This is a genomic window from Streptomyces sp. NPDC058650 (assembly GCF_042717315.1).
Lineage (GTDB): Bacteria > Actinomycetota > Actinomycetes > Streptomycetales > Streptomycetaceae > Streptomyces.
The window spans coordinates 152,393-178,133 of record NZ_JBHXRL010000006.1 but is presented as its reverse complement, the minus strand read 5'-3'; the positions used below and the strand labels follow the sequence as shown (position 1 = coordinate 178,133).

General features: G+C 71.5%; 20 protein-coding genes. 12 read left to right on the top strand and 8 right to left on the bottom strand.

Features of this window, described 5'->3' with window-relative positions; all coding sequences use genetic code 11:
* The first annotated feature begins 113 nt into the window (after positions 1–113).
* A complete protein-coding gene (locus ACFWWU_RS13050; protein ID WP_384143343.1) occupies positions 114–2,024 on the top strand; it encodes a TerD family protein in 1,911 nt (636 codons plus the stop codon).
* Positions 2,025–2,256: 232 nt separating this feature from the next.
* On the top strand, positions 2,257–3,282 hold the full coding sequence (locus tag ACFWWU_RS13045; protein ID WP_384143340.1) for a TerC family protein: 1,026 nt from the start codon (positions 2,257–2,259) through the stop codon (positions 3,280–3,282).
* A gap of 72 nt (positions 3,283–3,354) precedes the next feature.
* Here the strand turns inward: ACFWWU_RS13045 and ACFWWU_RS13040 are convergent, their stop codons facing one another.
* The 3 genes from ACFWWU_RS13040 to ACFWWU_RS13030 all read right to left on the bottom strand — a co-directional run bounded on the left by ACFWWU_RS13040 (position 3,355) and on the right by ACFWWU_RS13030 (position 6,167).
* The gene (locus ACFWWU_RS13040) at positions 3,355–4,635 is read right to left on the bottom strand and encodes an MFS transporter (RefSeq protein ID WP_384143337.1); all 1,281 of its coding nucleotides are present in this window, start codon (positions 4,633–4,635) and stop codon (positions 3,355–3,357) included.
* Positions 4,636–4,785: 150 nt separating this feature from the next.
* Positions 4,786–5,442, bottom strand: coding sequence for an MBL fold metallo-hydrolase (locus ACFWWU_RS13035; RefSeq protein WP_384143334.1), 657 nt, complete (start codon positions 5,440–5,442; stop codon positions 4,786–4,788).
* A 35-nt stretch (positions 5,443–5,477) separates the two neighbouring features.
* Positions 5,478–6,167 (bottom strand): maleylpyruvate isomerase family mycothiol-dependent enzyme, encoded by a 690-nt coding sequence (locus tag ACFWWU_RS13030; protein ID WP_384143331.1) that lies wholly within the window; start codon positions 6,165–6,167, stop codon positions 5,478–5,480.
* A 156-nt stretch (positions 6,168–6,323) separates the two neighbouring features.
* On the opposite strand from ACFWWU_RS13030, the gene uvrA reads away from it, so the two are divergent.
* Complete coding sequence (uvrA, locus tag ACFWWU_RS13025) at positions 6,324–9,383, top strand: excinuclease ABC subunit UvrA (protein ID WP_384143328.1); 3,060 nt, start codon at positions 6,324–6,326, stop codon at positions 9,381–9,383.
* Between the two features lie 123 nt (positions 9,384–9,506).
* Entirely contained in the window at positions 9,507–9,932 is a 426-nt protein-coding gene (locus ACFWWU_RS13020) for a Rieske (2Fe-2S) protein (protein WP_384143325.1), read from the top strand.
* A gap of 18 nt (positions 9,933–9,950) precedes the next feature.
* On the opposite strand, the gene ACFWWU_RS13015 is transcribed toward ACFWWU_RS13020, so the two are convergent.
* Positions 9,951–10,880, bottom strand: a complete 930-nt coding sequence (locus ACFWWU_RS13015) for a hypothetical protein (RefSeq protein ID WP_384143322.1) — start codon at positions 10,878–10,880, stop codon at positions 9,951–9,953.
* Between the two features lie 235 nt (positions 10,881–11,115).
* Here ACFWWU_RS13015 and ACFWWU_RS13010 point away from each other — a divergent pair, with 235 nt between their 5' ends.
* On the top strand, positions 11,116–11,703 hold the full coding sequence (locus ACFWWU_RS13010; protein ID WP_384143319.1) for a papain-like cysteine protease family protein: 588 nt from the start codon (positions 11,116–11,118) through the stop codon (positions 11,701–11,703).
* Positions 11,704–11,708: 5 nt separating this feature from the next.
* Positions 11,709–12,485 carry a hypothetical protein gene (locus ACFWWU_RS13005; protein WP_384143932.1) on the top strand — a complete coding sequence of 259 codons (777 nt, stop codon included), beginning with the start codon at positions 11,709–11,711 and terminating at the stop codon, positions 12,483–12,485.
* Between the two features lie 172 nt (positions 12,486–12,657).
* On the opposite strand, the gene ACFWWU_RS13000 is transcribed toward ACFWWU_RS13005, so the two are convergent.
* Both ACFWWU_RS13000 and ACFWWU_RS12995 read right to left on the bottom strand, forming a co-directional pair.
* The gene (locus ACFWWU_RS13000) at positions 12,658–13,344 is read right to left on the bottom strand and encodes a response regulator (RefSeq protein ID WP_384143929.1); all 687 of its coding nucleotides are present in this window, start codon (positions 13,342–13,344) and stop codon (positions 12,658–12,660) included.
* Between the two features lie 45 nt (positions 13,345–13,389).
* Entirely contained in the window at positions 13,390–14,619 is a 1,230-nt protein-coding gene (locus tag ACFWWU_RS12995) for a sensor histidine kinase (RefSeq protein WP_384143316.1), read from the bottom strand.
* Between the two features lie 260 nt (positions 14,620–14,879).
* On the opposite strand from ACFWWU_RS12995, the gene ACFWWU_RS12990 reads away from it, so the two are divergent.
* Together ACFWWU_RS12990 and ACFWWU_RS12985 are read left to right on the top strand one after the other, a co-directional pair.
* Complete coding sequence (locus ACFWWU_RS12990; RefSeq protein WP_384143313.1) at positions 14,880–17,120, top strand: MMPL family transporter; 2,241 nt, start codon at positions 14,880–14,882, stop codon at positions 17,118–17,120.
* A gap of 220 nt (positions 17,121–17,340) precedes the next feature.
* Entirely contained in the window at positions 17,341–18,702 is a 1,362-nt protein-coding gene (locus tag ACFWWU_RS12985; protein WP_384143310.1) for an erythromycin esterase family protein, read from the top strand.
* A 113-nt stretch (positions 18,703–18,815) separates the two neighbouring features.
* On the opposite strand, the gene ACFWWU_RS12980 is transcribed toward ACFWWU_RS12985, so the two are convergent.
* Positions 18,816–19,814, bottom strand: a complete 999-nt coding sequence (locus ACFWWU_RS12980; protein ID WP_384143307.1) for a hypothetical protein — start codon at positions 19,812–19,814, stop codon at positions 18,816–18,818.
* A gap of 71 nt (positions 19,815–19,885) precedes the next feature.
* Entirely contained in the window at positions 19,886–20,650 is a 765-nt protein-coding gene (locus ACFWWU_RS12975) for an SDR family NAD(P)-dependent oxidoreductase (RefSeq protein WP_384143304.1), read from the bottom strand.
* 58 nt (positions 20,651–20,708) lie between these two features.
* Between ACFWWU_RS12975 and uvrC the strand changes: the two genes are divergently transcribed.
* From uvrC to whiA, 4 genes are read left to right on the top strand one after another with little or no spacing between them, the layout of a single operon-like run.
* Positions 20,709–22,694: an excinuclease ABC subunit UvrC gene (uvrC, locus tag ACFWWU_RS12970; RefSeq protein ID WP_384143301.1), complete on the top strand. Its 1,986-nt coding sequence runs from the start codon at positions 20,709–20,711 to the stop codon at positions 22,692–22,694.
* Positions 22,691–23,725 carry an RNase adapter RapZ gene (gene rapZ / locus ACFWWU_RS12965; protein WP_384143298.1) on the top strand — a complete coding sequence of 345 codons (1,035 nt, stop codon included), beginning with the start codon at positions 22,691–22,693 and terminating at the stop codon, positions 23,723–23,725. The genes uvrC and rapZ overlap by 4 nt, the downstream gene beginning before the upstream one ends.
* The gene (gene yvcK / locus ACFWWU_RS12960) at positions 23,722–24,747 is read left to right on the top strand and encodes a uridine diphosphate-N-acetylglucosamine-binding protein YvcK (RefSeq protein ID WP_384143296.1); all 1,026 of its coding nucleotides are present in this window, start codon (positions 23,722–23,724) and stop codon (positions 24,745–24,747) included. Before rapZ ends, yvcK begins: the two co-directional genes overlap by 4 nt.
* On the top strand, positions 24,738–25,727 hold the full coding sequence (gene whiA, locus ACFWWU_RS12955) for a DNA-binding protein WhiA (RefSeq protein ID WP_384143293.1): 990 nt from the start codon (positions 24,738–24,740) through the stop codon (positions 25,725–25,727). The genes yvcK and whiA overlap by 10 nt, the downstream gene beginning before the upstream one ends.
* The last annotated feature ends 14 nt before the right edge of the window (positions 25,728–25,741 follow it).

The following is a 25,741-nucleotide window of genomic DNA, read 5'->3' as shown; positions in this document are numbered from 1 at the left end:
CAGGAAGCACCCACAGCTCCCGGAGGCAGCAGGCCGCCGGGAGCTGTCCCGCACCACCGCTTCACACCACCGCACCATCATTCGTACCGGGAACCGCTGAGGGGACAGAGCCGATGACGGCCGAGCTGGTCCGGGGGCAGAACCACCCCCTGCCCGACACCCGACTGGAGATCAGGGTGTCGGCCGGTCACCCGGTCGTCGCCGGAGCCGCCCTCGGCGACGAGCGGGGCAGGGTCCCGGGCGTGGAGTGGATCGCCCACCCCGTCGCCCCCTCGCTCCCCGGTGTGGACGTCCCCCGGGAGGCCGCGGCCGACCAGCGACTCGCCGTCGATCTGGCCGCGGTCCCGGACGCCGTCCACCGCGTCTCCGTCCTCCTGGCGCTGCCCATAGGCGTCGGCGGACCGACCTCCTTCGGGAGGGCCGCCGCCCCCTTCGTCGCCGTCACGGGACCCGACGGCACCGAGATCGCCAGCTACACGATCACGGGGCTCGACAGCGAGTCCGCCGTCGTCGCCCTGGAGCTGTACCGCCGCCAGGGCGCCTGGAAGGTCCGCGCCATGGGCCAGGGGTACGAGGGCGGACTCGCCGCCCTCCTCGGCGACCAGGGCCTGGAGCGCGCCGCCGACCTGGCCGCGTCGATCCTGGAATCGGAGCGGGCCCGCCACACACCGCCGCCCGCCCCCGCCCCGGCCTCGAACCCGGCACCGACCCCTGCCCCTGAGACCGCCCCGGCCTCGAACCCGGCGCCGACCCCTGCCCCCGAGCCCGCCCCGGCCGTGCACCAGACCGCCTCGACCGCCGGCGGCCCGATCAGCTACGCGCACCCCCGGCGCCGGACCACCGCCCCGGAGCCCGCACCGGCCCCGGCCCCGCAGACACCGCAGGGTCCGTCCGTCCCCGTCGCCGGGGACGCGGCCGGCTGGTCCATGGACGAGCGCCTGTACAACCAGGTGTGGGGGATGTTCGAGGACCTGGCCCGCACCGCCGCCGCCTACCGCAGCGCCTGCGACTTCGCCGAGTCCCGGCTCGACCGGGAGCTCGACGAGGTGCTCTCCGACTACCGGGCCCGCGCCGGGGGTGCGAACGATGCCGCCCGGTCGGCCGCCCGCGCCCGCCACGACGAGCTCGTGGAGCGGGCCCAGGGGGCCCTGGACCGGGACCTCGCCCAGCTCGCCGTCGAGTCCGAGGTCGTCGAACCGGCCCTGCCGCCCGCCTACGCCCGCTGGGACAACCCGGTCTGGCACGGCTACCGCCCGCCGGCGGAGGAGCCGATGGCCGTGCGCCTGGGCGACCTCCACCTCCCCGAGCGCACCGAGCTGCGGATCCCCATGCTCGTCCGGCTCCCGCTGGAGCGCGGGCTCTGGGTGGACAGCGGGCGCGGCCGCTCGGAGGCGGCCGGCCTCCTCGACGAGACCGAGCTGAGACGGCTCGCCCTCGACAGCGCGGTCGCGCACGCGGCCCGGCTGCTCGCCGTCCACCCGGCCGGCGGGTTCGCGGTCCACGTCGTCGACGCGGCCGGTGCAGGCGCCGCCGCGCTCGCGCCGCTCGTGGACACCGGTGTGCTCGCCGCCCCGCCCGCCCGGGGCGCGGCCGGCGTCTCCGCGGTGCTGGAGCAGCTCACCGAGCGGGTCGACCTTCTTCAGATGGCCCTGCGGAACGGCGCCGTCGACGCGCTGCCGCCCGGTCTGGACGGGGCCCGGCAGCTCCTGATCGTGCACGACTTCCCCCACGGCTTCGACGACCGGGCGGTCACCCGGCTCCGGTACCTGGCCGACGAGGGCCCCGGGGTCGGCGTCCATCTGCTGATGGTGGCCGACCGGGCGGACGCCGCCGCGTACGGACCCGTGCTCGACCCCCTCTGGCGCTCACTGCTGCGGCTCACCCCCGTCCCCGACGACCACCTCGCCGATCCGTGGGTCGGTCACGCGTGGTCGTACGAGCCCCCGCTCCTCCCGCCGGGCAGCCGGATCCTCCGGCAGGTCCTCGCGCAGGTCGCGGACGCCCGCCCGGCACGGCGGCCCTGACCTGGCCTCTTGGCGCCTCTTTACCCTGCGCTTTACCTTCTCTTGGGTTTTCGGGTACTGTTCATGGCGCGGAGGGGAGTACTCCCCATGCGCGGCGTACCCGTCAATACGGACGGATCCTCATCGATCCGATCCCGGGGCGTCGGCCCGACCGCGGTGTCAGCCGCTCGGGTGGAAGAGACCTCCGGCAGCGACGACGCTGATCAAGTAGCCGTACGACGCCGGAGGCGCAGTGGACGTTTCAATGACCCTGTGGGTACTGACCATTCTCGGTCTGGTCGCCCTCATCGGAGCCGACTTCTTCATCGGGCGGAAGCCCCATGACGTCTCGGTCAAGGAAGCCGGAATCTGGACGATCGTCTGGGTCGTGCTCGCCGTGCTCTTCGGAGTCGGCCTGCTCGTGTTCGGCAACAGCCAGGCGTCCGGGGAGTTCTTCGCCGGCTACGTCACCGAGAAGTCGCTCAGTGTCGACAACCTCTTCGTCTTCATCCTGATCATGGCGAAGTTCTCGGTCCCCTCCCACCTCCAGCAGCGCGTGCTGCTCGTGGGTGTGGTGATCGCCCTGGTCCTCCGCACGATCTTCATCGTCGCGGGCGCCGCGGTCATCGCGAACTTCTCGTGGGTCTTCTACATCTTCGGCGCGTTCCTGATCTACACCGCCTGGAAGCTCATCCAGGAGGCGCGTGCCGACGAGGAAGAGGACGACTGGGAGGAGAACCGTCTCCTCAAGTCCGTCGAGAAGAAGTTCGGCGTCGCCGACAAGTACCACGGCACCAAGCTCTTCATCCGCGTCAACGGCAAGCGCGTCCTGACCCCGCTGATGGTCGTCATGATCGCCATCGGCACCACGGACATCCTCTTCGCCCTCGACTCCATCCCGGCGATCTTCGGCCTGACCCAGGACCCGTACATCGTCTTCACCGCCAACGCCTTCGCCCTCATGGGCCTGCGGCAGCTGTACTTCCTGATCGGCGGCCTGCTCAAGAAGCTGGTCCACCTCAGCTACGGCCTGTCGGTGATCCTCGGCTTCATCGGCGTGAAGCTCGTCCTGCACGCCCTGCACGAGTCCGGGGTGCACGTCCCGGAGATCTCCATCGGGTTCTCGCTGGCGGTCATCGGCGGCGTCCTGGTCATCACCACGATCACCAGCCTGATCGCCTCCAAGAAGCAGGCGGAGCGAGAGGCTGCCGAGAGCGTCACCGACACCAAGGGTGTCGAGGACGCGGACGGCGTCGAGAAGGACAGCATCGGCGCCTGACGCGTCACGCACGGCGACGGCCGGCCAGGGGCACCCGCCCCCGGCCGGCCGTCGCCGTTCCTGCCCGCGTCGTCAGGCGGGCGCCGCCTCCGCCGCCTCTGACCGGTCCGGAAGGGTCTCCGGGAGGAGCGCGAAGCAGCCCAGGCTGATGAGGGCCACCACGGTCAGATAGGCCGCGACGCCCCAGGGCGGGCCCGAGCCGCCGTCCGAGAGGGTGGTGGCGACGATGGGCGTGAGGGCGCCGCCGAGGACGCCCGCGAGGTTGTAGCCGACGGCCGCGCCGGTGCAGCGGACGCGGGGCTCGTAGAGCTCCGGGAGGTACGCGGCGATCACCGCGAACATCGTGATGAAGGCCAGCAGCGAGCCCAGGAAACCGAGGAACATCAGGATCGGCTCCGCGGTGTGCAGCAGGGCCACCATCGGGAACATCCAGAGCGCGGAGGCCGCACACCCCGCGAGACACAGCGGGCGGCGGCCCCAGCGGTCGGCGAGGAGGGCCACGAAGGGCGTGGCCGCGCCCTTGACCGCCACCGCGGCCATCACGCACGTCAGCATGACCGTGCTGCTCACCCCGAGCCGCTCCGTGCCGTAGGCCAGGGCCCAGGTGGAGACCGTGTAGAACACCGCGTACCCGACGGCGAGCGCCCCGGCCGTCAGCAGCACGAGCCGCCAGTGATCGCGCGCGATCTCGGCCAGCGGTGCGCTCGCCCGCTGCCCCGACGCGGACAGCTCCTCGAACTGCGGGGTCTCCGCGAGCGAGGACCGCAGCAGCAGCCCGGCCGCCGCGAGGACCCCCGCCGCCCAGAACGGCACCCGCCAGCCCCAGGAGCGGAAGTCCGCGTCGCTCAGGCCCGCCGTGAGCGCCAGCATCACCCCGTTCGCGAGGAGGAAGCCGACCGCCGGACCGATCTGCGGGAAGCTCGCCCACAGCGCGCGCCGGTTCGCCGGGGCGTGCTCGGCGGTCAGCAGGACGGCCCCGCCCCACTCGCCGCCGAGACCCAGGCCCTGGAGGAACCGGAGGGTCAGCAGGAGCAGCGGCGCGGCGATGCCGAGCGTCTCGTACGTGGGGACACAGCCGACCGCGACGGTCGCGCAACCGGTCAGGAGCAGCGAGGCGAAGAGGACCGGCCGACGGCCGTACCGGTCGCCGACGTGCCCGAAGAGGACCGAGCCCAGCGGGCGGGCGACGAAGCCGATGGCGAAGGTGCCGAAGGCGGCCAGCGTCCCGGCGAGCGGGGAGAAGGTCGGGAAGAACAGCGGCCCGAGGACGAGGGCGGCGGCGGTCCCGTAGACGAAGAAGTCGAAGAACTCGATGGCGGTGCCGACGAGCGAGGCGGTGGCGAGCCGGACCATCGAAGGAGGAGCGGGCGGAGCCGGGGGAGCGGTCGGCGACGGAGAGTGACTGGGGCGCATGTGGCGCCAACTACCCCGCGGCCGTCCGGGTTACGGGGGCGTACGGAAGCGCGCGGCCGGTGAGCCGCGCGCTGACGGTGTGACGGCGGTTCACCAGCCGCGCTCGCGCCACTCCGCGAGGTGCGGGCGCTCGTCACCGAGCGTGGTGTCCTTGCCATGGCCCGGGTAGACCCAGGACTCGTCCGGCAGGGCAGCGAAGAGCTTGGTCTCCACGTCGTGGATCAGGCTCGCGAAAGCCTCCGGGTCCTTCCAGGTGTTGCCCACCCCGCCGGGGAAGAGGCAGTCGCCGGTGAAGACGTGCGGGTGGCCGTGCGGGTCGTCGTAGACGAGGGCGATCGAGCCGGGGGTGTGCCCGACCAGCCGGCGGGCGGTCAGCTCGACCCGGCCCACCCGGACCGTGTCGCCGTCCTCGACCGGCACGTCGGTGGCGACCGGGATGCCCTCCGTGTCGTACGCCCCCGCGTAGGTCCGGGCGCCGGTCGCGGCGACGACCTCCGCGAGGGCCTGCCAGTGGTCGCCGTGCCGGTGGGTGGTGACGACGGCCCTGATGCCGTCGTCACCGATCAGCGTGAGCAGCGTGTCGGCGTCGTTGGCCGCGTCGATCAGCAGCTGCTCGCCGGTCGCCCGGCAGCGCAGCAGGTACGCGTTGTTGTCCATCGGGCCGACCGCGACCTTCGAGATCATCAGGTCCGTCAGCTCGTGCACGTCCGCAGGTCCGCCGACCTTCACACTTCCGCTGTACGTCATGGGCTCAGCCTAGCTCCGCCCACCGACAGCGGTGGCTACAGCGCCGGGAGCGCCGGGAGCGGGCCGCCCTCGGTCTTGAGGGCGGAGCCGTCGCGGCGGCCGGCGAGCCAGCCGAGGAGCTCGGGGGCAGGGCCGGTCACGGTGACCTCGGCGCCCTCGGTGGAACCGGTGGTCCAGGTGCCGGTGCCCGCCGTCGCCACGATCCGGGTCGGCGGCACGGTCGCGTTGCCCGTGAAGCGCTCCGCGAGGAAGTCGATCTCCCGCTGGACGAACTCCTCGGGCAGGTCCTCCAGCTCGTAGCCGACGCCCAGGTCGACGTGGTGCAGGGCCACCTCCACCCAGCGGCGGAAGGGGATCCGGGAGGCGCTGTCCGTGACGCCGTTGCGGAGCTCGACGGTGCGGCTCCAGTCGGCGGGCTCGGCGCCCGCGGCCTGGAATCCGGCGCCGGTCTCGCGCACGTCGGCGAGCTGGACGGCGAGGGGGCGGCCCGCGTCGCGCTCGATGTCGGCGTCGCGGGTCGCGGCGTCCGCGTACATGGGACGGCCCTGGAGGACGTTCACCAGAGCGTCGGCGTTCCGGGCGATGTGGGCCAGGACATGGCCACGCGTCCAGCCGGGAAGCCGTGACGGCTCGGCCGTCGCCGCGTTGTCCCAGGAGGCGGCGGCGTCCAGGAGCCGGTCGGTCGCTGCTTTGACGGAGGCGAGATCACGTTCGTGGTCGATCATGGCGCCGACCCTAGCGCCGCCACTCGATCGGGTGAAGCGGTCTCCGTGAGGCCGGAAATCGAATGTGCGTGCTATAGGCTCGACGGAAGCATCCGGCATCCTTGGTTGTTGGGTGTGTCAGGCACATCCGCTCTCTCAAGAAAGGTGCGGACCGGCGTGACCGACCGTCTCATCGTTCGTGGCGCTCGCGAGCACAATCTCAAGAATGTCTCGCTCGACCTCCCGCGTGACTCCCTCATCGTCTTCACCGGGCTCTCGGGATCGGGCAAGTCCTCCCTCGCGTTCGACACGATCTTCGCCGAGGGGCAGCGCCGGTACGTCGAGTCGCTCTCCTCCTACGCCCGGCAGTTCCTCGGCCAGATGGACAAGCCGGACGTCGACTTCATCGAAGGTCTGTCGCCCGCCGTCTCCATCGACCAGAAGTCGACCTCGCGCAACCCGCGCTCGACGGTCGGCACCATCACGGAGGTCTACGACTACCTCCGCCTGCTCTTCGCCCGCATCGGCAAGCCCCACTGTCCCGAGTGCCGCCGGCCGATCTCCCGCCAGTCGCCGCAAGCCATCGTCGACAAGGTCCTGGAGCTCCCCGAGGGCAGCCGCTTCCAGGTCCTCTCGCCGCTCGTGCGCGAGCGGAAGGGCGAGTTCGTCGACCTCTTCGCCGACCTCCAGACCAAGGGCTACAGCCGCGCCCGGGTCGACGGAGCGACCATTCAGCTGAGCGAGCCGCCGACGCTGAAGAAGCAGGAGAAGCACACGATCGAGGTGGTCATCGACCGCCTCACCGTGAAGGACAGCGCCAAGCGCCGGCTCACCGACTCGGTCGAGACCGCGCTCGGACTCTCCGGCGGCATGGTCGTGCTCGACTTCGTCGACCTCCCCGAGGACGACCCCGAGCGCGAGCGGATGTACTCGGAGCACCTCTACTGCCCGTACGACGACCTGTCGTTCGAGGAGCTGGAGCCTCGCTCTTTCTCCTTCAACTCGCCCTTCGGCGCCTGCCCCGACTGCACCGGCATCGGCACGCGCATGGAGGTCGACCCCGAGCTGATCGTCCCGGACGAGGACAAGTCGCTCGACGAGGGGGCCATCCACCCCTGGTCGCACGGTCACACCAAGGAGTACTTCGGCCGGCTCATCGGCGGTCTCGCCCAGGCCCTCGGCTTCCGCACGGACCTCCCGTACGCGGGGCTGCCGCAGCGCGCCAAGAAGGCCCTGATGCACGGCCACAAGACCCAGGTCGAGGTCCGCTACCGCAACCGGTACGGGCGGGAGCGGGCGTACACCACCCCGGCCTTCGAGGGCGCCGTCTCCTTCGTCAAGCGGCGGCACAGCGAGGCCGAGAGCGACTCCAGCCGAGAGCGCTTCGAGGGCTACATGCGCGAGGTGCCCTGCCCCACCTGTGAGGGCACCCGCCTCAAGCCGATCGTCCTCGCGGTCACGGTCATGGACCGGTCCATCGCCGAGGTCTCCGCGATGTCCATCAGCGACTGCGCCGAGTTCCTCTCCCGGCTGACGCTCAACGACCGCGACAAGAAGATCGCCGAGCGGGTCCTCAAGGAGGTCAACGAGCGGCTGCGCTTCCTCGTCGACGTCGGCCTCGACTACCTCTCCCTCAACCGGGCGGCCGGCACGCTCTCCGGCGGCGAGGCCCAGCGCATCCGGCTCGCCACCCAGATCGGCTCAGGCCTCGTCGGCGTGCTGTACGTGCTCGACGAGCCGTCCATCGGCCTGCACCAGCGCGACAACCACCGGCTCATCGAGACCCTGGTCCGGCTCCGGGACATGGGGAACACGCTCATCGTCGTCGAGCACGACGAGGACACCATCAAGGTCGCGGACTGGGTCGTCGACATCGGCCCCGGTGCCGGCGAGCACGGCGGCAAAGTCGTCCACTCCGGTCCCCTGAAGGAGCTCCTCGCCAACGAGGAGTCGATGACCGGGCAGTACCTGTCCGGCCGCAGGGCGATCCCCACCCCGGACATCCGCCGCCCCGTGGACCCGGGCCGACGGCTCACCGTGCACGGCGCCCGTGAGAACAACCTGCAGGACATCGACGTGTCCTTCCCGCTGGGTGTCCTCACGGCCGTCACGGGCGTCTCCGGCTCCGGCAAGTCGACCCTGGTCAACGACATCCTCTACACCCACCTGGCGCGCGAGCTGAACGGCGCCAAGTCGGTGCCCGGGCGTCATACGCGCGTGGACGGCGACGACCTCGTCGACAAGGTCGTGCACGTCGACCAGTCCCCGATCGGCCGCACCCCGCGGTCGAACCCGGCGACCTACACCGGCGTCTTCGACCACGTCCGCAAGCTCTTCGCCGAGACGATGGAGGCCAAGGTCCGCGGCTACCTGCCCGGCCGGTTCTCCTTCAACGTCAAGGGCGGCCGCTGCGAGAACTGCTCCGGCGACGGCACGATCAAGATCGAGATGAACTTCCTGCCGGACGTCTACGTCCCGTGCGAGGTCTGCCACGGCGACCGGTACAACCGGGAGACCCTGGAGGTCCACTACAAGGGCAAGTCCATCGCCGAAGTCCTGAACATGCCGATCGAGGAGGCCCTCGGCTTCTTCGAGGCCGTCCCGACGATCGCCCGCCACCTGCGCACGCTCAACGAGGTCGGCCTCGGGTACGTCCGGCTCGGGCAGTCGGCGCCGACGCTCTCGGGTGGCGAGGCGCAGCGCGTGAAGCTCGCCTCCGAGCTCCAGAAGCGCTCGACGGGCCGCACGGTCTACGTCCTGGACGAGCCGACGACGGGTCTGCACTTCGAGGACATCTCGAAGCTGATCACGGTCCTCTCCGGCCTGGTCGACAAGGGGAACTCGGTGATCGTCATCGAGCACAACCTCGACGTCATCAAGACCGCGGACTGGCTCATCGACATGGGTCCCGAGGGCGGCAACGGCGGCGGTCTGGTCGTCGCCGAGGGCACGCCCGAGGAGGTCGCCTCGGTCTCGACCAGCCACACCGGCAAGTTCCTCCGCGAGATCCTCGGCGCGGACCGGATCAGCGACGCGGGCGGGACCGTCCCGGCGGCGCGCGGGGCGAAGAAGGCGGCGGCCAAGAAGGCCCCCGCCAAGAAGTCCGCCGCCCCGGCGAAGAAGACGGCGACCAAGGCGACGGCCACCAAGGCGACGGCGACCAAGGCCGCCGCCACGAAGGTCACCGCCACCAAGGCCGCCGCCAAGAAGGCGACGACCCGAGCCCGCAAGGCCTGACGCGGAGGCGGGGCCCCACCCGGGGCCCCGCCTACGACAGGCAGGCCCGGGCGACGGCCCGCGGAACCCCGCCGGTATCGTCGGTTCGGTCACGCCTTGCCCCGATCCCACCGTGGAGCGCTCATGTCCGGCCAGTCCAGCCGCCGCACCGTACTGAAGAGTGCCGCCCTCGCCGGCGCCGCCGGGCTGGGAGTCGCCGCCTGCTCCACCGAGTCGAAGCTCGGCCACGCCGAGGTCCCGACCCCGACCGCCCCCGTCGCCCTCGGGGCCCCGGACGAGATCCCGGTCGGCGGCGCCAAGCTCTACCGCGAGCAGCGGGTCCTGGTGAGCTGCCCGGCCAAGGGCCAGTACAAGGCGTTCAGCGCCCAGTGCACCCACGCCGGCTGCGTCCTCGACAAGATCGAGGACAACGAGGGCAACTGCCCGTGCCACGGCAGCCGCTTCGACGTGACGACCGGCAAGGCGCTCAAGGGCCCGGCCACGGTGCCGCTCCCCGAGGTCCCGGTCCGCGTCGAGAACGGCGAACTGGTCGCCGGACCCGAGGCCTGAGCCTCGGGCTCCCGCCCCTCACGACCAGTCCCAGTCGATCCCCAGGATCCCCGGGCGCACCCCCTGCTCCACGACGTGCACCGTGCGGTGCCGGCCGCTCAGCGTCAGCTCCGCACGGCCCCCGCGCGGCGCGCCCGCCGAGGTCTGGGCGAACCTCCGGCACCGCACCGGAAGCGCCGCCTCGTCGAAGTGCACCTGAAGCACGTACTGCCCGCCGGCGAAGCTGAACCCCCGCACGTACTCCCCGCTCGGACCCGCCGTGCCGTCCTCGAACCCGTACGAGAACAGGTGCGTGTCCCCGGCCCGCAGCCGCGCGTCGAAGAGCAGCTCCGCGACCACCACGCCCGTCCCGGCATGCCACCGCACCCGCCCGGTGCGGCAGTTCTCCACGGCCCGCACCACCACCCGGGACGGATCGCACCCCGGATCCCCGTGGTGGATGGCCAGATAGCGGTCGACCCCGTCCCGGTGCGCCCGCACGACGTGCTGCGACTCGCGCCCCACCAGCTCCCGCGCCGCCCCGATCCGTACCCGCTCGTGGTGCCCCACCGTGTGCAGTCCGCCGTCCGTGGGGGACTCCAGCTCCGCGAGCAGCTCCTCGACCGAGCCGGACGCCTCCACCAGTGAGCGGTACGAGCGGCCCGCCGGGCGCTCCACCTCGGTCCGGCCGGCCGCGTTCTCCGAGAGGAGCCGGAGGAGCGAGTTCCCGGGCAGCTGGAGTACCTCCTCCAGCGCGCGCACGGCCTTCAGGGACTCCGGCCGCTGCGGCCGCCGGGCCCCCTGCTGCCAGTAGCTCAGGCTCGTCACGCCGACCCTGATGCCCCGGTGCGCCAGATGGTGCTGGACCCGCTGGAGCGGCAGCCCGCGCACGGCGAGCGCGGTGCGCAGCGCCAGATGGAAGGGGCCGGTGTGCAGCAGCTGCACCAGATCGGCCTCGGTGTGGCTCACGAGGGCTCCTGAGTGAACATTCACGACGGGGGAGCGGACCGTCGCGCCGCGAGCGGTGGGCGGGCAGGTGGGCCGAGGGCGTCCGTTCACACCCGGGTCACACCGTTCACAGTCCGATGTCACCCCGCATTGAAGCGTGTTGACCCGCTCCCGACAACGGCCGATGCTCCTGACCAGCGTCCGGACGCGCTCCTCCACTCCCCACATCCCCACCCCCCTCCACGGGAGGAACGCGATGCGCAGCAGGAAACTGTCCCTCGCGGCACTCGCCGCAGCCGCCCTCTTCCTCGTCCCCACCACCTCGGCGTCCGCCGCGCCGACCGGTGAGGACGTCTCCGCCCTCGCCTCCAAGCAGCTGAACATCACCATGCAGGCACAGCAGAAGACCAACTGGTGCTGGGCCGCGGCCGGCAACACCATCGCCACCTGGTTCGGCCGCAACTACAGCCAGAACCAGTTCTGCAACGCCGCCTTCAACCGCCAGCAGGGCTACGACTGCCCCAACAACCAGGCCACCCTCGGCAACGTCCAGACCGGACTCAGCTGGGCGGGCGTCAACCCCGGCTCGTACGTGACCGGCTGGCTGCGCTACCCGACCGTGCAGACCGAGATCAACGCGAACCGGCCGATCGAGACCCGCATCCAGTGGTCGAGCGGCGGCGGTCACATGCACGTGATCTACGGCTACGACGACGCCAACAGCTGGGTCTACTGGGGCGACCCCTGGCCCTCCAGCGACCGCTACAACTGGGCCTCGCACGCCTGGTACGTCAACAACAACTCCTTCTCCTGGACCCACTCGCTCTACCGGATCGGGGCGTGACGACGATGAACGGACGTGCCATCGGCGCCGGTCTCCTGACCACCGCCGCCCTCGTCGCCCTCGGGGCGCTCCCGGCCGCCGCCGCGGAGAGCCTGCCGGCCGCGCCGACCCCCGAACAGGCCGCCTCCGCGCCGCAGACGCTGGACACCCTGTCCCGGTTCTTCGCCCGGGACGGGGCGCTCGCCCGCTCGGCGGCCGCGCCGCGCGTCGAGGGCGGATCCGTGCCGGTACGGATCCTCTCCCCGGACTTCGTCGCAGGGAAGGCGGGGGCGCCGGTCGCCCGCGTCGAGTTCCGGGCCAGCCTGGCCGTCGCCTCGGACGGCCAGAAGGCCTCGCTGTGGACGGTGAAGCAGCCGGGCGGCTGGCAGGTCGTGAACATCGCCACCGGCGACGACGAGATCCGGTACGCGGAGCAGGGCGGGCGCGTGCTGCCCGGCGGCGTCGTCTTCCGGGAGCCGCAGATCGACGCCTGGTACGTCCAGAAGGGGGCGAAGGTGCTGCCGCTGGACGAGGACGCGGTGCGGGCGGTCGGGAAGAACGGGACGAGTCTGGCCGCGTACCGGGAGCGGGTCGCCCGCGACTACGGGGACAAGCTCCCCGGCTCGGCGTACGCGAAGAAGGGCGCGGCGGGCGGGTACGCGCCGCAGGCGAGCGCGCCGGTGCCGCAGGAGGAGCCCGCCGTCACCGTGGCCTCCACGGCGGCGGGTGCGGGCGCGGTCCTGGCCCTCGCCCTGATCGGCACGACGGCGATACGCCGCCGGCGCGCGACCCAGGAGGCCTGAGCCGCCACCCGGTGGCCGGTGCGCCGCCTCCGCGCGGGCCTGCCCCTCTCGGGGCAGGCCCCAGCGGGGTGTTTCTTGGGGCACTCCAGCTGTGTCACCCAGCTCCGTCGACTCTGGCCTGAGGCGGGGCGACGGAGAACACGGCGGGTCGTCCTGGCCCGGAGGGCTCGGTTCAGTCCGGGGCCGCGGCCCGTCGGGCTGCCACCAGGCCCGACTCGTAGGCCGCAATCACAGCCTGCGCCCGGTCACGGACGCCGAGTTTGTCGAAGACGCTGGTGATGTAGTTCTTGACGGTGGAGACACTGATCTCCATGGTGCTCGCGATCTGGTGGTTGTCCAGGCCGGTAGCCACCAGGCGCCAGACCTCCACCTCGCGCGGGGTGAGACCCGGGGTGCCTTCTCCGACGGGCCGCCGGAGGTTCGGGGGCGCAACCTGCTCGTTCCTGACATAGGCGGAGATCAGCCGGGTCAGCAGACGGGGAGCGACGGCGGCCTCGCCCGCACGGACGGTGCGGATCGCGGCCACGAGGTCCTCGGGCGAGCTGTCCTTGGGCAGGAATCCGTATGCGCCGGCGCGCAGGGCGGCGACCACGTACTCGTCCATGTCGAAGGTGCTGAGGGCGAGCACCCGGCACTCGGGAAGGTCACGAGCCAGTCGCTCGGTGGCGGCCACCCCGTCGAGGACGGGCATCCGGATGTCCATCACCACGACGTCGGGACGGTGCTCGCGGGCGAGCACAAGAGCCTGCTCACCGTTCTCGGCCTCGGCAACCACGGTGATGGCCGGAGAGGGGCCGAGGATCAGGGCCAGCCCACGCCGCACAAGCGGCTGGTCGTCCGCGATCAGTACCCGGATCATCCGCTCGCCCGCGGCCTCGTTTTCGGCGTCTGTCCCGCTCACCGGTCAGTCCTCCTCATCCTCGCCCGTCGGAGCATCCAGCGGCAGGCTGGCCACGACCCGGAAGCCGGCCTCGGGCGCCGGACCGGCCGCCAGCGCGCCGCCGTGCAGGGCGACCCGTTCACGCATGCCGACCAGACCGTATCCAGCGCCCTGCCTGATGTCGGGGGCCGAAGCTGCCGCGTCCATCGCGCCTTGGTCGGTGACGGACACACGGACGCGCTCGGGCAGCCAGGTGAGGCGGACCTCCACCGGGACGTTGGGCCCCGCATGCTTGCGGGCATTGGTCAGTGCCTCCTGGACGACCCGGTAGAGAGTGAGACCGACCACCGGCGGCAGTCGTCCGGGCTCACCATCCACGGTCAGCTCGGTGGGCTGTCCGGCCTGCCGAGCTTCCTTGATCAGGCGGTCGAGGTCGGCCAGGCCAGGTTGCGGCGCCTCCGGGGCGCCGTGCCGGTCGGTCGCCGTGTCCTCGTCGGTCCGCAAGACGTCGAGGAGCTGCCGCATCTCGCGCAGGGCCAGCCGCCCCGACTCCTCCAAGGTGACCAGGGCATCGCGGACGACACCAGGGTCGTGGTCGAGGTTGGCGCGGGCGCCGCCCGCCATCAGCTGCATGATCGTGATGCGGTGGGCGACGATGTCATGCAGCTCCCTGGCGATGCGGCGGCGTTCCTCGGCTACCGCCCGGTCGGCGAGGAGCCGACGGTTGGCCTCCGTCTCCTGGTGCCACCGGTTGACCGCGAGGGCGGTGGCGGCGATGAGGCAGGCGGCGAGGCAGGCGCTGGTCACGTTCAGGAACCCGCGCGGGGCGGCGAGGTCCGGGGTGAGCAGGGTGACGCCGATCGCTCCGATCGTCAAGGCGGCCGTCGCCCACAGACGGCCGGTCCGGGCGGCCGAGTAGAGGGCGACCGCCAGGGCGGCGCCGAAGTGGTGGTCTATGGGCGTCGTCAGGTTCAGCAGCGCGACGAGCACCAGGCAGACGGTCATGACGGTGAGCGGGAAACGGCGCCTCATGAGCAGCGGCAGCGCGGAGACGGTCACCAGCAGGACACCGACACCTGACACGGGTGAACCCTTGACCTGCGAAAAAGCGGTATATCCGACGAGGTCCACGACGGCCGCGCCGACGGCCACCAGGGAGTCGTTGCGGGTCCACGGCAACGTGTCGGCGTCCGGCGGGAAGAGGCGCCCGCGCAGCGCCTGACGCGTCGGCACGGTGCTGCGACGCGTCACCATGGTGGTCCTCTCTTCGCTGTTCTCCTCTGTGGTGCCGGACGGTCCGCCCGGCACCGGGGTCTTCCGCCATTGTCCCCGCGCGCCGCAGCCCCTGGCTCCGCCCCAGGGCCGAGACCGGACCAGGACCACGGTCCCGGTCCGGCGGACGGCCGGTCCCAGGGCCCTGTACGGCTTCTCGTCCCACGCTCGTACGATCTCCGCGCATTTCGGTGATGTGCTGTAAGGGAACTGTCCGAGATAGTTTTCGAACGGAAGCCCCTGTGATTCGCACCCTGGCCGGATTCTCCACGAGAAATCCATGGAAGGTCATCACCCTCTGGGTACTGCTGGGAATAGGACTGGCCATAGTGGGTCAGGCACTGATGTACCGGGTCACCGAGAGCCAGCTCGGTGACTTCCTGCCCGAGAAGTACGACTCGGCAGCGGCGCTGAAGGTCGCCGAGGACAAGTTCGGGATCAAGCCGGACGCCAATGCGGTGACCATGCTGGTGAAACGGGCCGACGGAAAGCCGCTCGGCGCGGCCGACCAGCAGCGCGCGGAGGCAGCGGCAGCGGCGCTCGGCAGGCAGCGGGTGACCATGCCGAAGTCCGAGGACGCCCCCGACTTCCTGGCGACGGACTATTCCCAGACGCCGAAGGTGACGCCCGGCACGGTCGCACCCCACCGCGCTTTCGTTCTCTTTTCCGTAGGCCTTTCCGGTAATTCGACCGACCCCGGTCTGCAGAACGTGTTCAAGGAATTCCGGAGTACCGCTTCCGACAGATACGAGCAGGACGGACTGCGCACCGGATTCGCCGGCGGTCTGGCCGACCTCGTCGACAGCCACGAGGCGGAGAAGACCACGAGCACAGTGGCCGGGGCACTCACCATCGGTCTGATCGTGCTGCTGAACGTGCTGGTGTTCCGCAGTGCCTTGGCGGCGCTGCTGCCGCTGCTGGCGGTCAGCATCGTCGGCGGGGCCGCTGTGGGAGTGGTGGTCGGCGCGGCGCTGCTCACCGGGATCAGGCTGGACCCGAGCACACCGCAGCTGATCAGCGTGGTGCTGCTCGGCATCGGGATCGACTACTTCCTGTTCCTGCTGTTCCGCTTCCGTGAGCGGCTGCGCGCGCAGCCCGAGCGCGACGCCCGCGAGATCGCGGGTGAGGTGACGGGGCGGGTGGGCTCCGCGATCACCTCGGCGGCGCTCACCATCGTCGCCGCCTTCGCCACCCTCGGTGTCGCCAGCTTCGGGCAGTTCCGGGTGCTCGGCCCGGCCGTCGCGATCTCGGTCATGGTGATGCTGCTGGCCAGCCTGACCTTCATGCCCGCCCTGCTGGCGGTCACCGGCCGCAGGATGTTCTGGCCCTCCCGCGCCCTGAAGCGCGCACCGCGTGAGGGTTCGGCCGGACGCTTCGGCGACGCCGTCGCCCGGCGACCGCTCGCCGTCACGGTCGGCGCCGTCGTCCTGCTGGGTGCACTGGCCGCCGGGATGGCCGGCATGAAGATGGACTACAGCACCGGCAGCGGCAGCAGCGGTACACCGGCAGCGGCCACCGCCGCAGAGATCTCCCGCTCCCTGCCCGCGGGGGTGTCCGACCCTACCGAGGTCTACGTCACCAGCGGCGACGGCGGCGCCCTCGACCGGCACGGCGTCGACGTCCTGGTCAAGGCGCTCGGCCGCACGCAGGGCGTGGGCCAGGTGACGCCGGTCGTCTACGACAAGGCGGGCGACGCCGCCCGGATCGGCCTCTACCTGACCGCCGACACACAGAGCCAGAAGGCACGCGACCTGGTGTCCGGTCCGGTGCGGGCGACCGTCGAACGGCACACACCCATGGGCGCCGAGGCACACGTCGGCGGCACGGCGGCGATCTTCGCGGACATCTCCACCGCCGTCTCCGAGGACCTGGAGCTGGTCTTCCCCATGGCCGCCGCGCTCATCGCGCTGATTCTGCTCGTCCTGCTTCGCAGCGTGCTGGCACCGGTGGTGCTCATGCTCTCCGTCGGGCTCGGCTTCGCCGCTACGCTCGGCGCCTCCACCCTGGTGTTCCAGCACGTACGCGGCGAAGCGGGCGTCAACTTCACGCTGCCGCTGGTGCTCTTCCTGTTCGTGGTCGCCCTGGGCACGGACTACAACATCCTGATGAGCGACCGCATCAGGGAGGAGATGGAGCGCCCGGGCCCGGCCCGCTCGGCAGTGGCCCGCGCCGTACGGCACACGGCACCGGCCATCGCCACCGCCGGACTGGTGCTGGCCGGTTCCTTCGGCAGCCTCGCGGTGAACCCCGCCCCGTCCACCCAGCAGATCGGCTTCGCGACCGCCCTCGGCATCCTGCTGTCGGCGTCCGTTCTGTCCGTCGCGCTGGTCCCGGCGCTCGCCGCGCTGCTCGGCCGCTCCCTGTGGTGGCCCGTCCGGCCGCGCCGCGCCGCGACGCAGCCCTTGCCGTACGAGCCCGGGCGGCAGCCGCCCGGCGAGCCGGGTTCCACGCCGGTCCCGTACGACCGCATCGGCACAAACTGACCGCCGCACCGTCGCCTTCGCGCTCCCGCACGGCCGTCACCGCAAGGAAGGCGCGGGCGAGCACGGCGAGCCTGTGTGCCGATCGCGTCCGGGGAGGGCGTTCACCACCCGAACCGCCTGTCGACCTCCACCCGATCGAGCGCTCGGACGGCCACGCGCAGTGGCGGGTCTCGTGCGCCATCCGGAATCCACACGCAAGTTGATCGAAGGGCAAGAACACATGGCCAGGCACATGAAGCGCATCACCCGCCGTCGGCTGCTGGCAACGGCGGCGATCGTGGCGGGGGCGGTCCTCGCTCCGGTGGCGGTCCAGGCGGCCACCGTCGACGAGGTCGACACGACCAGGGGGAAGCAGAACCCGGTACACGTGCTGGAGCGGGCGGCCCACCCGCTGCGTGCGACCGAGCCCGGCGGAAACACGGCCGACCTGCGAGCCCTGTCCACGATGATCGGCGACGCCAAGGTGGTCGGTCTCGGCGAGGCCACCCACGGCTCCCACGAGTTCTTCACCATGAAGGAGCGGGTCTTCCGCCACCTGGTGGAAAAGAAGGGCTTCACCACCTTCGCCCTGGAGCTGAGCTGGTCCGCGGGCCTCCAGATCGACGACTACCTCCAGACCGGCAAGGGCGACGCCCGCGAGATCGCCGAACAGACGCTGGCCAACTCTCCTTGGGAACGCGAAGAATTCGTGAGTCTCATCGAGTGGATGCGCGACTACAACCGCAACCACCCCGACCGTCCCGTGCACTTCATGGGCGACGACATCGGCGCCCCCTCGTTGAATGACGCGTTCTTCGAACGAGTGACCGGCTATGTGAAGAAGAACCACCCCGAGGCGCTGCCGCGGCTCAACGAGCTCTACACCGGCCTGCGGCCCATCGACGACGTCTTCGCCTACCTGGCCAAGCCGCTCGCGGAGCGGCAGCAGCTCGCCGCCAAGGCGCAGCAGGCCCTGGAACTGGTCAGCAGCCATAAGGGCTCCGGCGGAGACGCGTTCGACTGGACCGAGCAGAACGCCCGCTCGATCGCCCAGACCGCCAAGTTCCTCACCTTGAACCCCGCCGACCCGGAGTCCCTGAACAGCCTTCAGCGCTTCCGCGACGAGGTCATGGCCCAGAACGTCACGTGGTGGCAGAAGCACACCGGCGACAAGATCCTGGTGTCGGCGCAGAACAACCACGTCGGCTACGTCTCCGACAACCCCGAGCTGTACTCCAAGACGCAGGGGTCGTTCCTGCGCGACACCATAGGCAAGAACTACCTGCCCATCGGCTTCACCTTCAACCAGGGCTCGTTCCTGTCGAAGGACGCCGCCCTCGGCGGCGAGTGGAAGAAGTTCACCGTGGGCGCCGCCGAGCCCGGCAGGAACGAGCACACTCTCGACCAGGTCCGTCACCGGGACTTCTACCTCGACGTCCGCAAGGCCCCGGCCGCCGCGCGCGCCTGGCTGAACGTCGCCCGGCCCACGCTCAACATCGGCACGCAGTTCCCCGAGAAGCCCCGCGACGTCACGATCGCCAAGTCCTTCGACATTCTCATCCACCTCCACGAAATCCGGGAGGCCGAAAAGATGAAGCCGTGACGACCGCGGCGCGCCGCGAGCAGAGGCTGGTCAACGACTCAACGTCCACAGCCCGCAACGCTCCGCAGCAGGAATGACCGGCACCGGCCCGGCGGGCGGACACGCCCGCCGGGTCAGTAGCTGTAGGCCGCGCCGTGAGTGGCGGCGATCTGGCCTGTGGAGTAGCCGTCGTGGATCTTCAGCGGGTTGCCCTCGACGTTCCGCACTTTCAGCGTCATCCGGATCTGGGTGCAGCCGCCGAGTTGGGACTTCGTCAGGCGCAGGGTGTTCGCCGCCGTCTGGTGGTGCTTGGCGTTGGTGATGTTCCAGACCGAGACCGGGCCCTTGATCGGGCCGCCGCACAGTGCGCCGTCCGCGTTCCGGGGCTGGGCCTCGACCCAGGTCTCGGCGCGGGTGGAGGTGTGGTCGGCGGTGCCGCCCGAGCAGATGGGGGAGCCGGCTGTGCAGGTCGTCAGCTCCGCGTCCTGGTAGACGACGATGTCCTCGCCCGTCGGTGTGTTGGTGGAGCCGAGGGTGGAGACGGTGGTGCCGCGGGCGACCGTGGTGCCGCTGCCGGTGAGCAGTGTCCAGCGGGACATCGAGGAGTAGGTGGCCCTGGCCAGTTCGGCTCCGGCCGGGACGCGCATCGTGACGGTGCGGCCGCCGGTGATGATCGAGGAGTACGAGAGGATCGACAGGCGGCAGGTGTAGCTGCCGTCCGCGGGCGCGATGAACATCCAGCGGAGCCCGGCGGTCAGCGAGGTCTCGCCCGGCGGCACCAGGTTCGCCGCCCAGAAGGCCCCGGCCTCCGTCCCGGTCGGCAGGGCCGTGTCGTCCGCGTTGCGGCAGCGGATGGCGAAGGTGTTGCCGATGTTGTCACCGGCCCCGACCGCCGAGACCGGGCCCGTCGAGAAGTACCGGGACCACAGGACCGACCGCTCGCCGGCGAGCGCGTCGAACGCGATCTCCGTACCCGGCACGTCGAGGTACGTATCGGCGTTCCGCGTGACCTGGTACCGGAATTCCGCCGACGCGGCGGTGACGGGCGCGGCGCCCAGCAACGAGCCGCCCAGGGCGAGTGCGAGGACGCCGACGGCCGCCCGGCCCAGTCCCTTGATTCTGCTGAGTTTCACAGCGTTCTACCCCCACGGTGTCGCCGAAGGAACGCTCTCCCGAGCCGACGGCGTCGTGGCAGGGCCGCCGGTCAGCGGGCCAGGTAGCCGCCGTCCACCGGGAGGATCGCGCCCGTGACGAAGGACGCGTCGTCCGAGGCCAGGAAGAGGATCGCGGCGGCCACCTCCTCCGGGGTGCCGAAGCGGGCCATCGGGTGGGCGCGGAGTGCCTCGGAGAGGTACTCCGGGCCGCCCGGCTCCACGCGGGCGGCGGCGACCCGCTCCGTCTCGATCGTGCCCGGGGCCACCGCGTTCACCCGGATCCCGCGCTCCGCCCACTCCACCGCCAGGTGCTTGGTCAGCCCGCTCGCCACGAACTTCGCCGGGCCGTACACCGCCTGCCGTGCCTGCCCGGCGACCCCCGAGATCGACGACGTGCACACGATCGCCCCGCCTCCCGAGACGAGCATCGCCTCGATCGCGTACTTGCAGGTCAGGAACATGCCCCGGCCGTCGACGGCCATGACGGCGTCGAAGTCCCCCGGCTCGGCCTCCGTGATGTCCAGGAGCGGGATGACGCCCGCGTTGGCCACGAGCACGTCGAGCCGTCCGTAGCGCTCCACCGCCGTGCCGATCATCCGCCGGGCGTCCTCCGCCAGGGAGACGTCGCCGATCACGGGGACGACCCCCTCCAGCGTCGCGAGGCGTTCCCCGTCGAGGTCCGCGGCCACCACCCGCGCCCCCTCGGAGAGGAACCGCTCCGCCGTCGCCCGGCCGATCCCGCTCGCCGCGCCCGTGATCACGCACACCCGGTCCGCCAGCCGCCCCGCGGCCCGTCCCGTCACCTGATTCGCCATGCTTCGCCAACGAGCGCGCGAGGCCGGAGTGTCGGTCCCCGCCAGTAGGGTGGGGACCATGGCAGACCCCTCCAGCTACCGCCCCAAGCCGGGGCAGATCCCCGACTCGCCGGGGGTCTACAAATTCCGCGACGAGCACCGCCGGGTGATCTACGTGGGGAAGGCGAAGTCCCTGCGTCAGCGGCTGGCGAACTACTTCCAGCCGCTCGTCAGCCTGCACCCGCGCACGGCCACGATGGTGACGACCGCCGCCTCCGTGGAGTGGACCGTCGTCTCGACCGAGGTCGAGGCGCTCCAGCTGGAGTACTCCTGGATCAAGGAGTACGACCCCCGGTTCAACGTGAAGTACCGGGACGACAAGAGCTATCCGTACCTCGCGGTCACGCTCAACGAGGAGTACCCGCGCGTCCAGGTCCTGCGCGGCCACAAGAAGAAGGGCGTGCGCTACTTCGGGCCGTACGCGCACGCGTGGGCGATCCGCGAGACCGTCGACCTGATGCTGCGGGTCTTTCCCGTGCGGACCTGCTCGGCGGGGGTCTTCCGGAACGCCGCCTCGGCCGGCCGGCCCTGCCTCCTCGGCTACATCGGCAAGTGCTCGGCGCCCTGCGTCGGCCGCGTCACGCCCGACGAGCACCGCGAACTGGCCGAAGAGTTCTGCGACTTCATGGCCGGCCGCACCGGCACGTACATCCGCCGGCTCGAGAAGCAGATGACGATCGCCGCCGAGGACATGGAGTACGAGAAGGCCGCCCGGCTCCGTGACGACATAGAGGCCCTGCGCCGGGCCATGGAGAAGAGCGCGGTCGTCCTCGCCGACGCCACCGACGCCGACCTGATCGCCCTCGCCGAGGACGAGCTGGAGGCCGCCGTCCAGATCTTCCACGTGCGCGGCGGACGCGTGCGCGGCCAGCGCGGCTGGGTCACCGACAAGGTCGAGGCCGTCGACACGGCCGGACTCGTCGAGCACGCGATCCAGCAGCTGTACGGGGAGGAGACCGGCGACACGGTCCCCAAGGAGGTCCTGGTCCCGGCGCTGCCGGACGACGCCGAGGCCGTCACCGCCTGGCTCGCCGGCCGGCGCGGCTCCAACGTCTCGCTGCGGATCCCGCAGCGCGGCGACAAGAAGGACCTGATGGCGACGGTCGCGCGCAACGCGCAGCAGGCACTCGTCCTGCACAAGACCAAGCGCGCCAGCGACCTGACCACCCGCTCCCGGGCCCTGGAGGAGATCGCCGACGCCCTGGACCTGGACTCGGCGCCGCTGCGCATCGAGTGCTTCGACATCTCGCACCTCCAGGGCGAGGACGTCGTGGCCTCGATGGTCGTCTTCGAGGACGGGCTGCCCCGCAAGAGCGAGTACCGCCGCTTCCAGATCAAGGGCTTCGAGGGCCAGGACGACGTCCGCTCGATGCACGAGGTGATCAGCCGGCGCTTCAAGCGCTACCTCGCCGAGAAGGAGAAGACCGGCGAGTGGGTCGACGGGGACGGGGTCGATGGCGAGGTGCCGGCCGAGGACGACGGGCGGCCCAAGCGCTTCGCGTACCCGCCCCAGCTCCTGGTGGTCGACGGCGGGCAGCCGCAGGTCGCGGCCGCCCGGCGCGCCCTCGACGAGCTCGGCATCACCGACATCGCGGTCTGCGGGCTCGCCAAGCGCCTGGAGGAGGTCTGGCTCCCCGGCGACGACGACCCGGTGGTGCTGCCCCGCTCCAGCGAGGGCCTCTACCTCCTCCAGCGGGTACGTGACACGGCTCACGACTTCGCCATCCGCTACCAGCGCTCCAAGCGGACGAAACGCATCCGGACCAGCCCCCTGGACGGCGTCCCGGGCCTCGGCGAGACACGGAAACAGGCGTTGATCAAGCATTTCGGCTCGGTGAAGCGGCTCCGGCAGGCGACAATCGAGCAGATCTGCGAGGTCCCCGGCATGGGCCGGAAGACCGCGGAATCGGTGGTCGTGGCCCTCGCCCAGGCGGCCCCGGCGGCACCCGCCGTGAACACGGCGACAGGAGAGATCATGGAAGACGACGGGGGCGGCACGGCATGACCGCGCGAGAGCAGCACAGCGACCGGCCTGACGAGAACGACCGGAACGACCAGCAGGAGCAGAACGCCCCGCAGGGTCAGGGCGACCAGCAGGACCAGAGCGACCGAGACGGAGCAGGACACGTGAGTACGGGCACGAAGGAGACCCCCGGCGACAACGGCGCCGAGGCGGCCATTCCCGAGCTGGTGATCATCTCCGGCATGTCCGGAGCCGGCCGGTCCACCGCGGCGAAGTGCCTGGAGGACCTCGGCTGGTTCGTCGTGGACAACCTGCCGCCCGCGCTGATCCCCACCATGGTGGAGCTCGGCGCCCGCTCCCAGGGCAACGTCGCCCGGATCGCCGTCGTCGTGGACGTCCGCGGCCGGCAGTTCTTCGACAACCTCAGGGAGTCCCTCGCCGACCTCGACTCCAAGCAGGTCACCCGCCGGATCGTCTTCCTGGAGTCGTCCGACGACGCCCTGGTCCGGCGCTTCGAGTCGGTCCGCAGGCCGCACCCCCTCCAGGGCGACGGCCGGATCACCGACGGCATCGCCGCCGAGCGGGACCTGCTGCGCGAGCTGCGCGGCGACGCCGACCTGGTGATCGACACCTCCAGCCTCAACGTGCACGAGCTGCGCGCCAAGATGGACGCCCAGTTCGCCGGGGACGAGGAGCCCGAGCTCCGGGCCACCGTCATGTCCTTCGGCTTCAAGTACGGCCTGCCCGTCGACGCCGACCTCGTCGTCGACATGCGCTTCCTGCCGAACCCGCACTGGGTCCCCGAGCTGCGCCCCTTCACCGGCCTCAACGAGGAGGTGTCGAACTACGTCTACAACCAGCCCGGCGCCAAGGAGTTCCTGGACCGCTACACGGAGCTCCTCCAGCTGATCGCCGCGGGCTACCGCCGTGAGGGCAAGCGGTACGTGACCATCGCCGTGGGCTGCACCGGCGGCAAGCACCGCTCCGTCGCCACCGCCGAGCGGCTCGCCGCCCGTATCACCGCCGAAGGGCTCGAGACCGTCGTCGTGCACCGGGACATGGGGCGCGAGTGAAGCCGTACCGTCGCCGCGCCTCCACCCTCACGGCGCGGCGCACGCTCCGCAGGCGCGGCACCCAGCCGAAGGTCGTCGCGCTGGGCGGCGGCATGGGCCTGTCGGCCTCCCTGGCCGCCCTCCGCCGGATCACCGGCGACCTCACCGCCGTCGTCACCGTCGCCGACGACGGGGGCTCCAGCGGCCGGCTCCGGGAGGAGCTCGGCGTGCTGCCCCCGGGCGACCTGCGCAAGGCGCTCGCCGCGCTCTGCGGGGACGACGACTGGGGCCAGACCTGGGCCCGGGTGATCCAGCACCGCTTCCAGTCCAAGGGCGAGATGCACGGCCACGCCGTCGGCAATCTGCTGATCGTCGCCCTCTGGGAGCAGCTCGGCGACCCCGTCCAGGCCCTGGACCTGGTGGGCAGGCTGCTCGGCGCCCAGGGCCGGGTGCTGCCCATGTCCGCCGTACCACTGGAGCTCCAGGCGCTGGTCAAGGGGCACGACCCGGAGCGGCCGGACGACGTGGACACCGTGCGCGGGCAGGCGACGGTGGCGCTCACCCCGGGTGACGTGCAGTCCGTGCACCTCGTCCCGCACGACCCGCCGGCCGTGCCCGAGGCGGTCGCGGCCGTGCTCGACGCGGACTGGGTGGTCGTCGGTCCGGGCTCCTGGTTCTCCTCCGTGATCCCGCACCTCCTCGTCCCCGAAATCCTCGACGCGCTCGTGGAGACGAAGGCCCGGAAGGTGCTCTCGCTGAACCTCGCTCCGCAACCCGGAGAAACAGAGGGCTTCTCTCCGCAGCGTCATTTGGAGGTTTTGGGACGACACGCCCCTAAACTCGCCCTGGACGTGGTGCTCGCCGACGAGGCTGCCGTGCCCGATCGCGAGTCCCTCGCCGATGCCGCCAAGCGGCTCGGTGCCGCGGTCGAGCTGGCGCCGGTGGCCGGGCCCGACGGCTCCGCGAAGCATGACCCGGAGCTGTTGGCCGCCGCGTACGACCGTATTTTTCGGATGCATGGAAGGATCGGCCCATGGCGATGACGGCAGCGGTGAAGGACGAGATCTCCCGGCTTCCCGTCACCCGGACCTGCTGCAGGAAGGCAGAGGTCTCGTCGATCCTGCGGTTCGCGGGCGGGCTGCACCTGGTGAGCGGCCGCATCGTGATCGAGGCGGAGCTGGACACGGCGATGGCGGCGCGCCGCCTGAAGCGGGACATTCTGGAGATCTTCGGACACAGTTCCGAACTGATCGTGATGGCCCCGGGCGGGCTGCGGCGCGGCTCGCGCTTCGTGGTGCGGGTGGTGGCCGGCGGTGACCAGCTGGCCCGCCAGACGGGCCTCGTGGACGGCAGGGGCCGCCCCATCCGGGGTCTCCCCCCGCAGGTGGTCTCCGGCGCGACCTGTGACGCGGAAGCGGCCTGGCGCGGCGCCTTCCTCGCCCACGGCTCGCTGACCGAGCCCGGCCGGTCCTCCTCGCTGGAGGTCACCTGCCCGGGACCGGAGGCGGCGCTCGCCCTGGTCGGCGCGGCCCGCCGGCTCTCCATCGCGGCGAAGGCCCGCGAGGTACGCGGCGTGGACCGGGTCGTCGTCCGCGACGGCGACGCGATCGGCGCCCTGCTGACCCGGCTGGGCGCGCACGAGTCGGTGATGGCCTGGGAGGAGCGGCGGATGCGGCGCGAGGTCCGCGCCACCGCCAACCGCCTGGCCAACTTCGACGACGCCAACCTGCGCCGCTCGGCGCGCGCCGCGGTGGCCGCGGGGGCCCGCGTGCAGCGCGCCCTGGAGATCCTCGCGGAGGAGGTGCCCGAGCACCTCGCCGCCGCGGGCCGGCTCCGCATGGAGCACAAGCAGGCCTCGCTGGAGGAGCTGGGCGCGCTCGCCGACCCGCCGCTGACGAAGGACGCGGTGGCCGGGCGGATCCGCCGGCTGCTCGCGATGGCCGACAAGCGGGCGCAGGACCTGGGCATTCCCGGGACCGAGTCCAACCTGACCGAGGAGCTCGACGACAGCCTCGTCGGCTGAGCCGTCCGGAATCC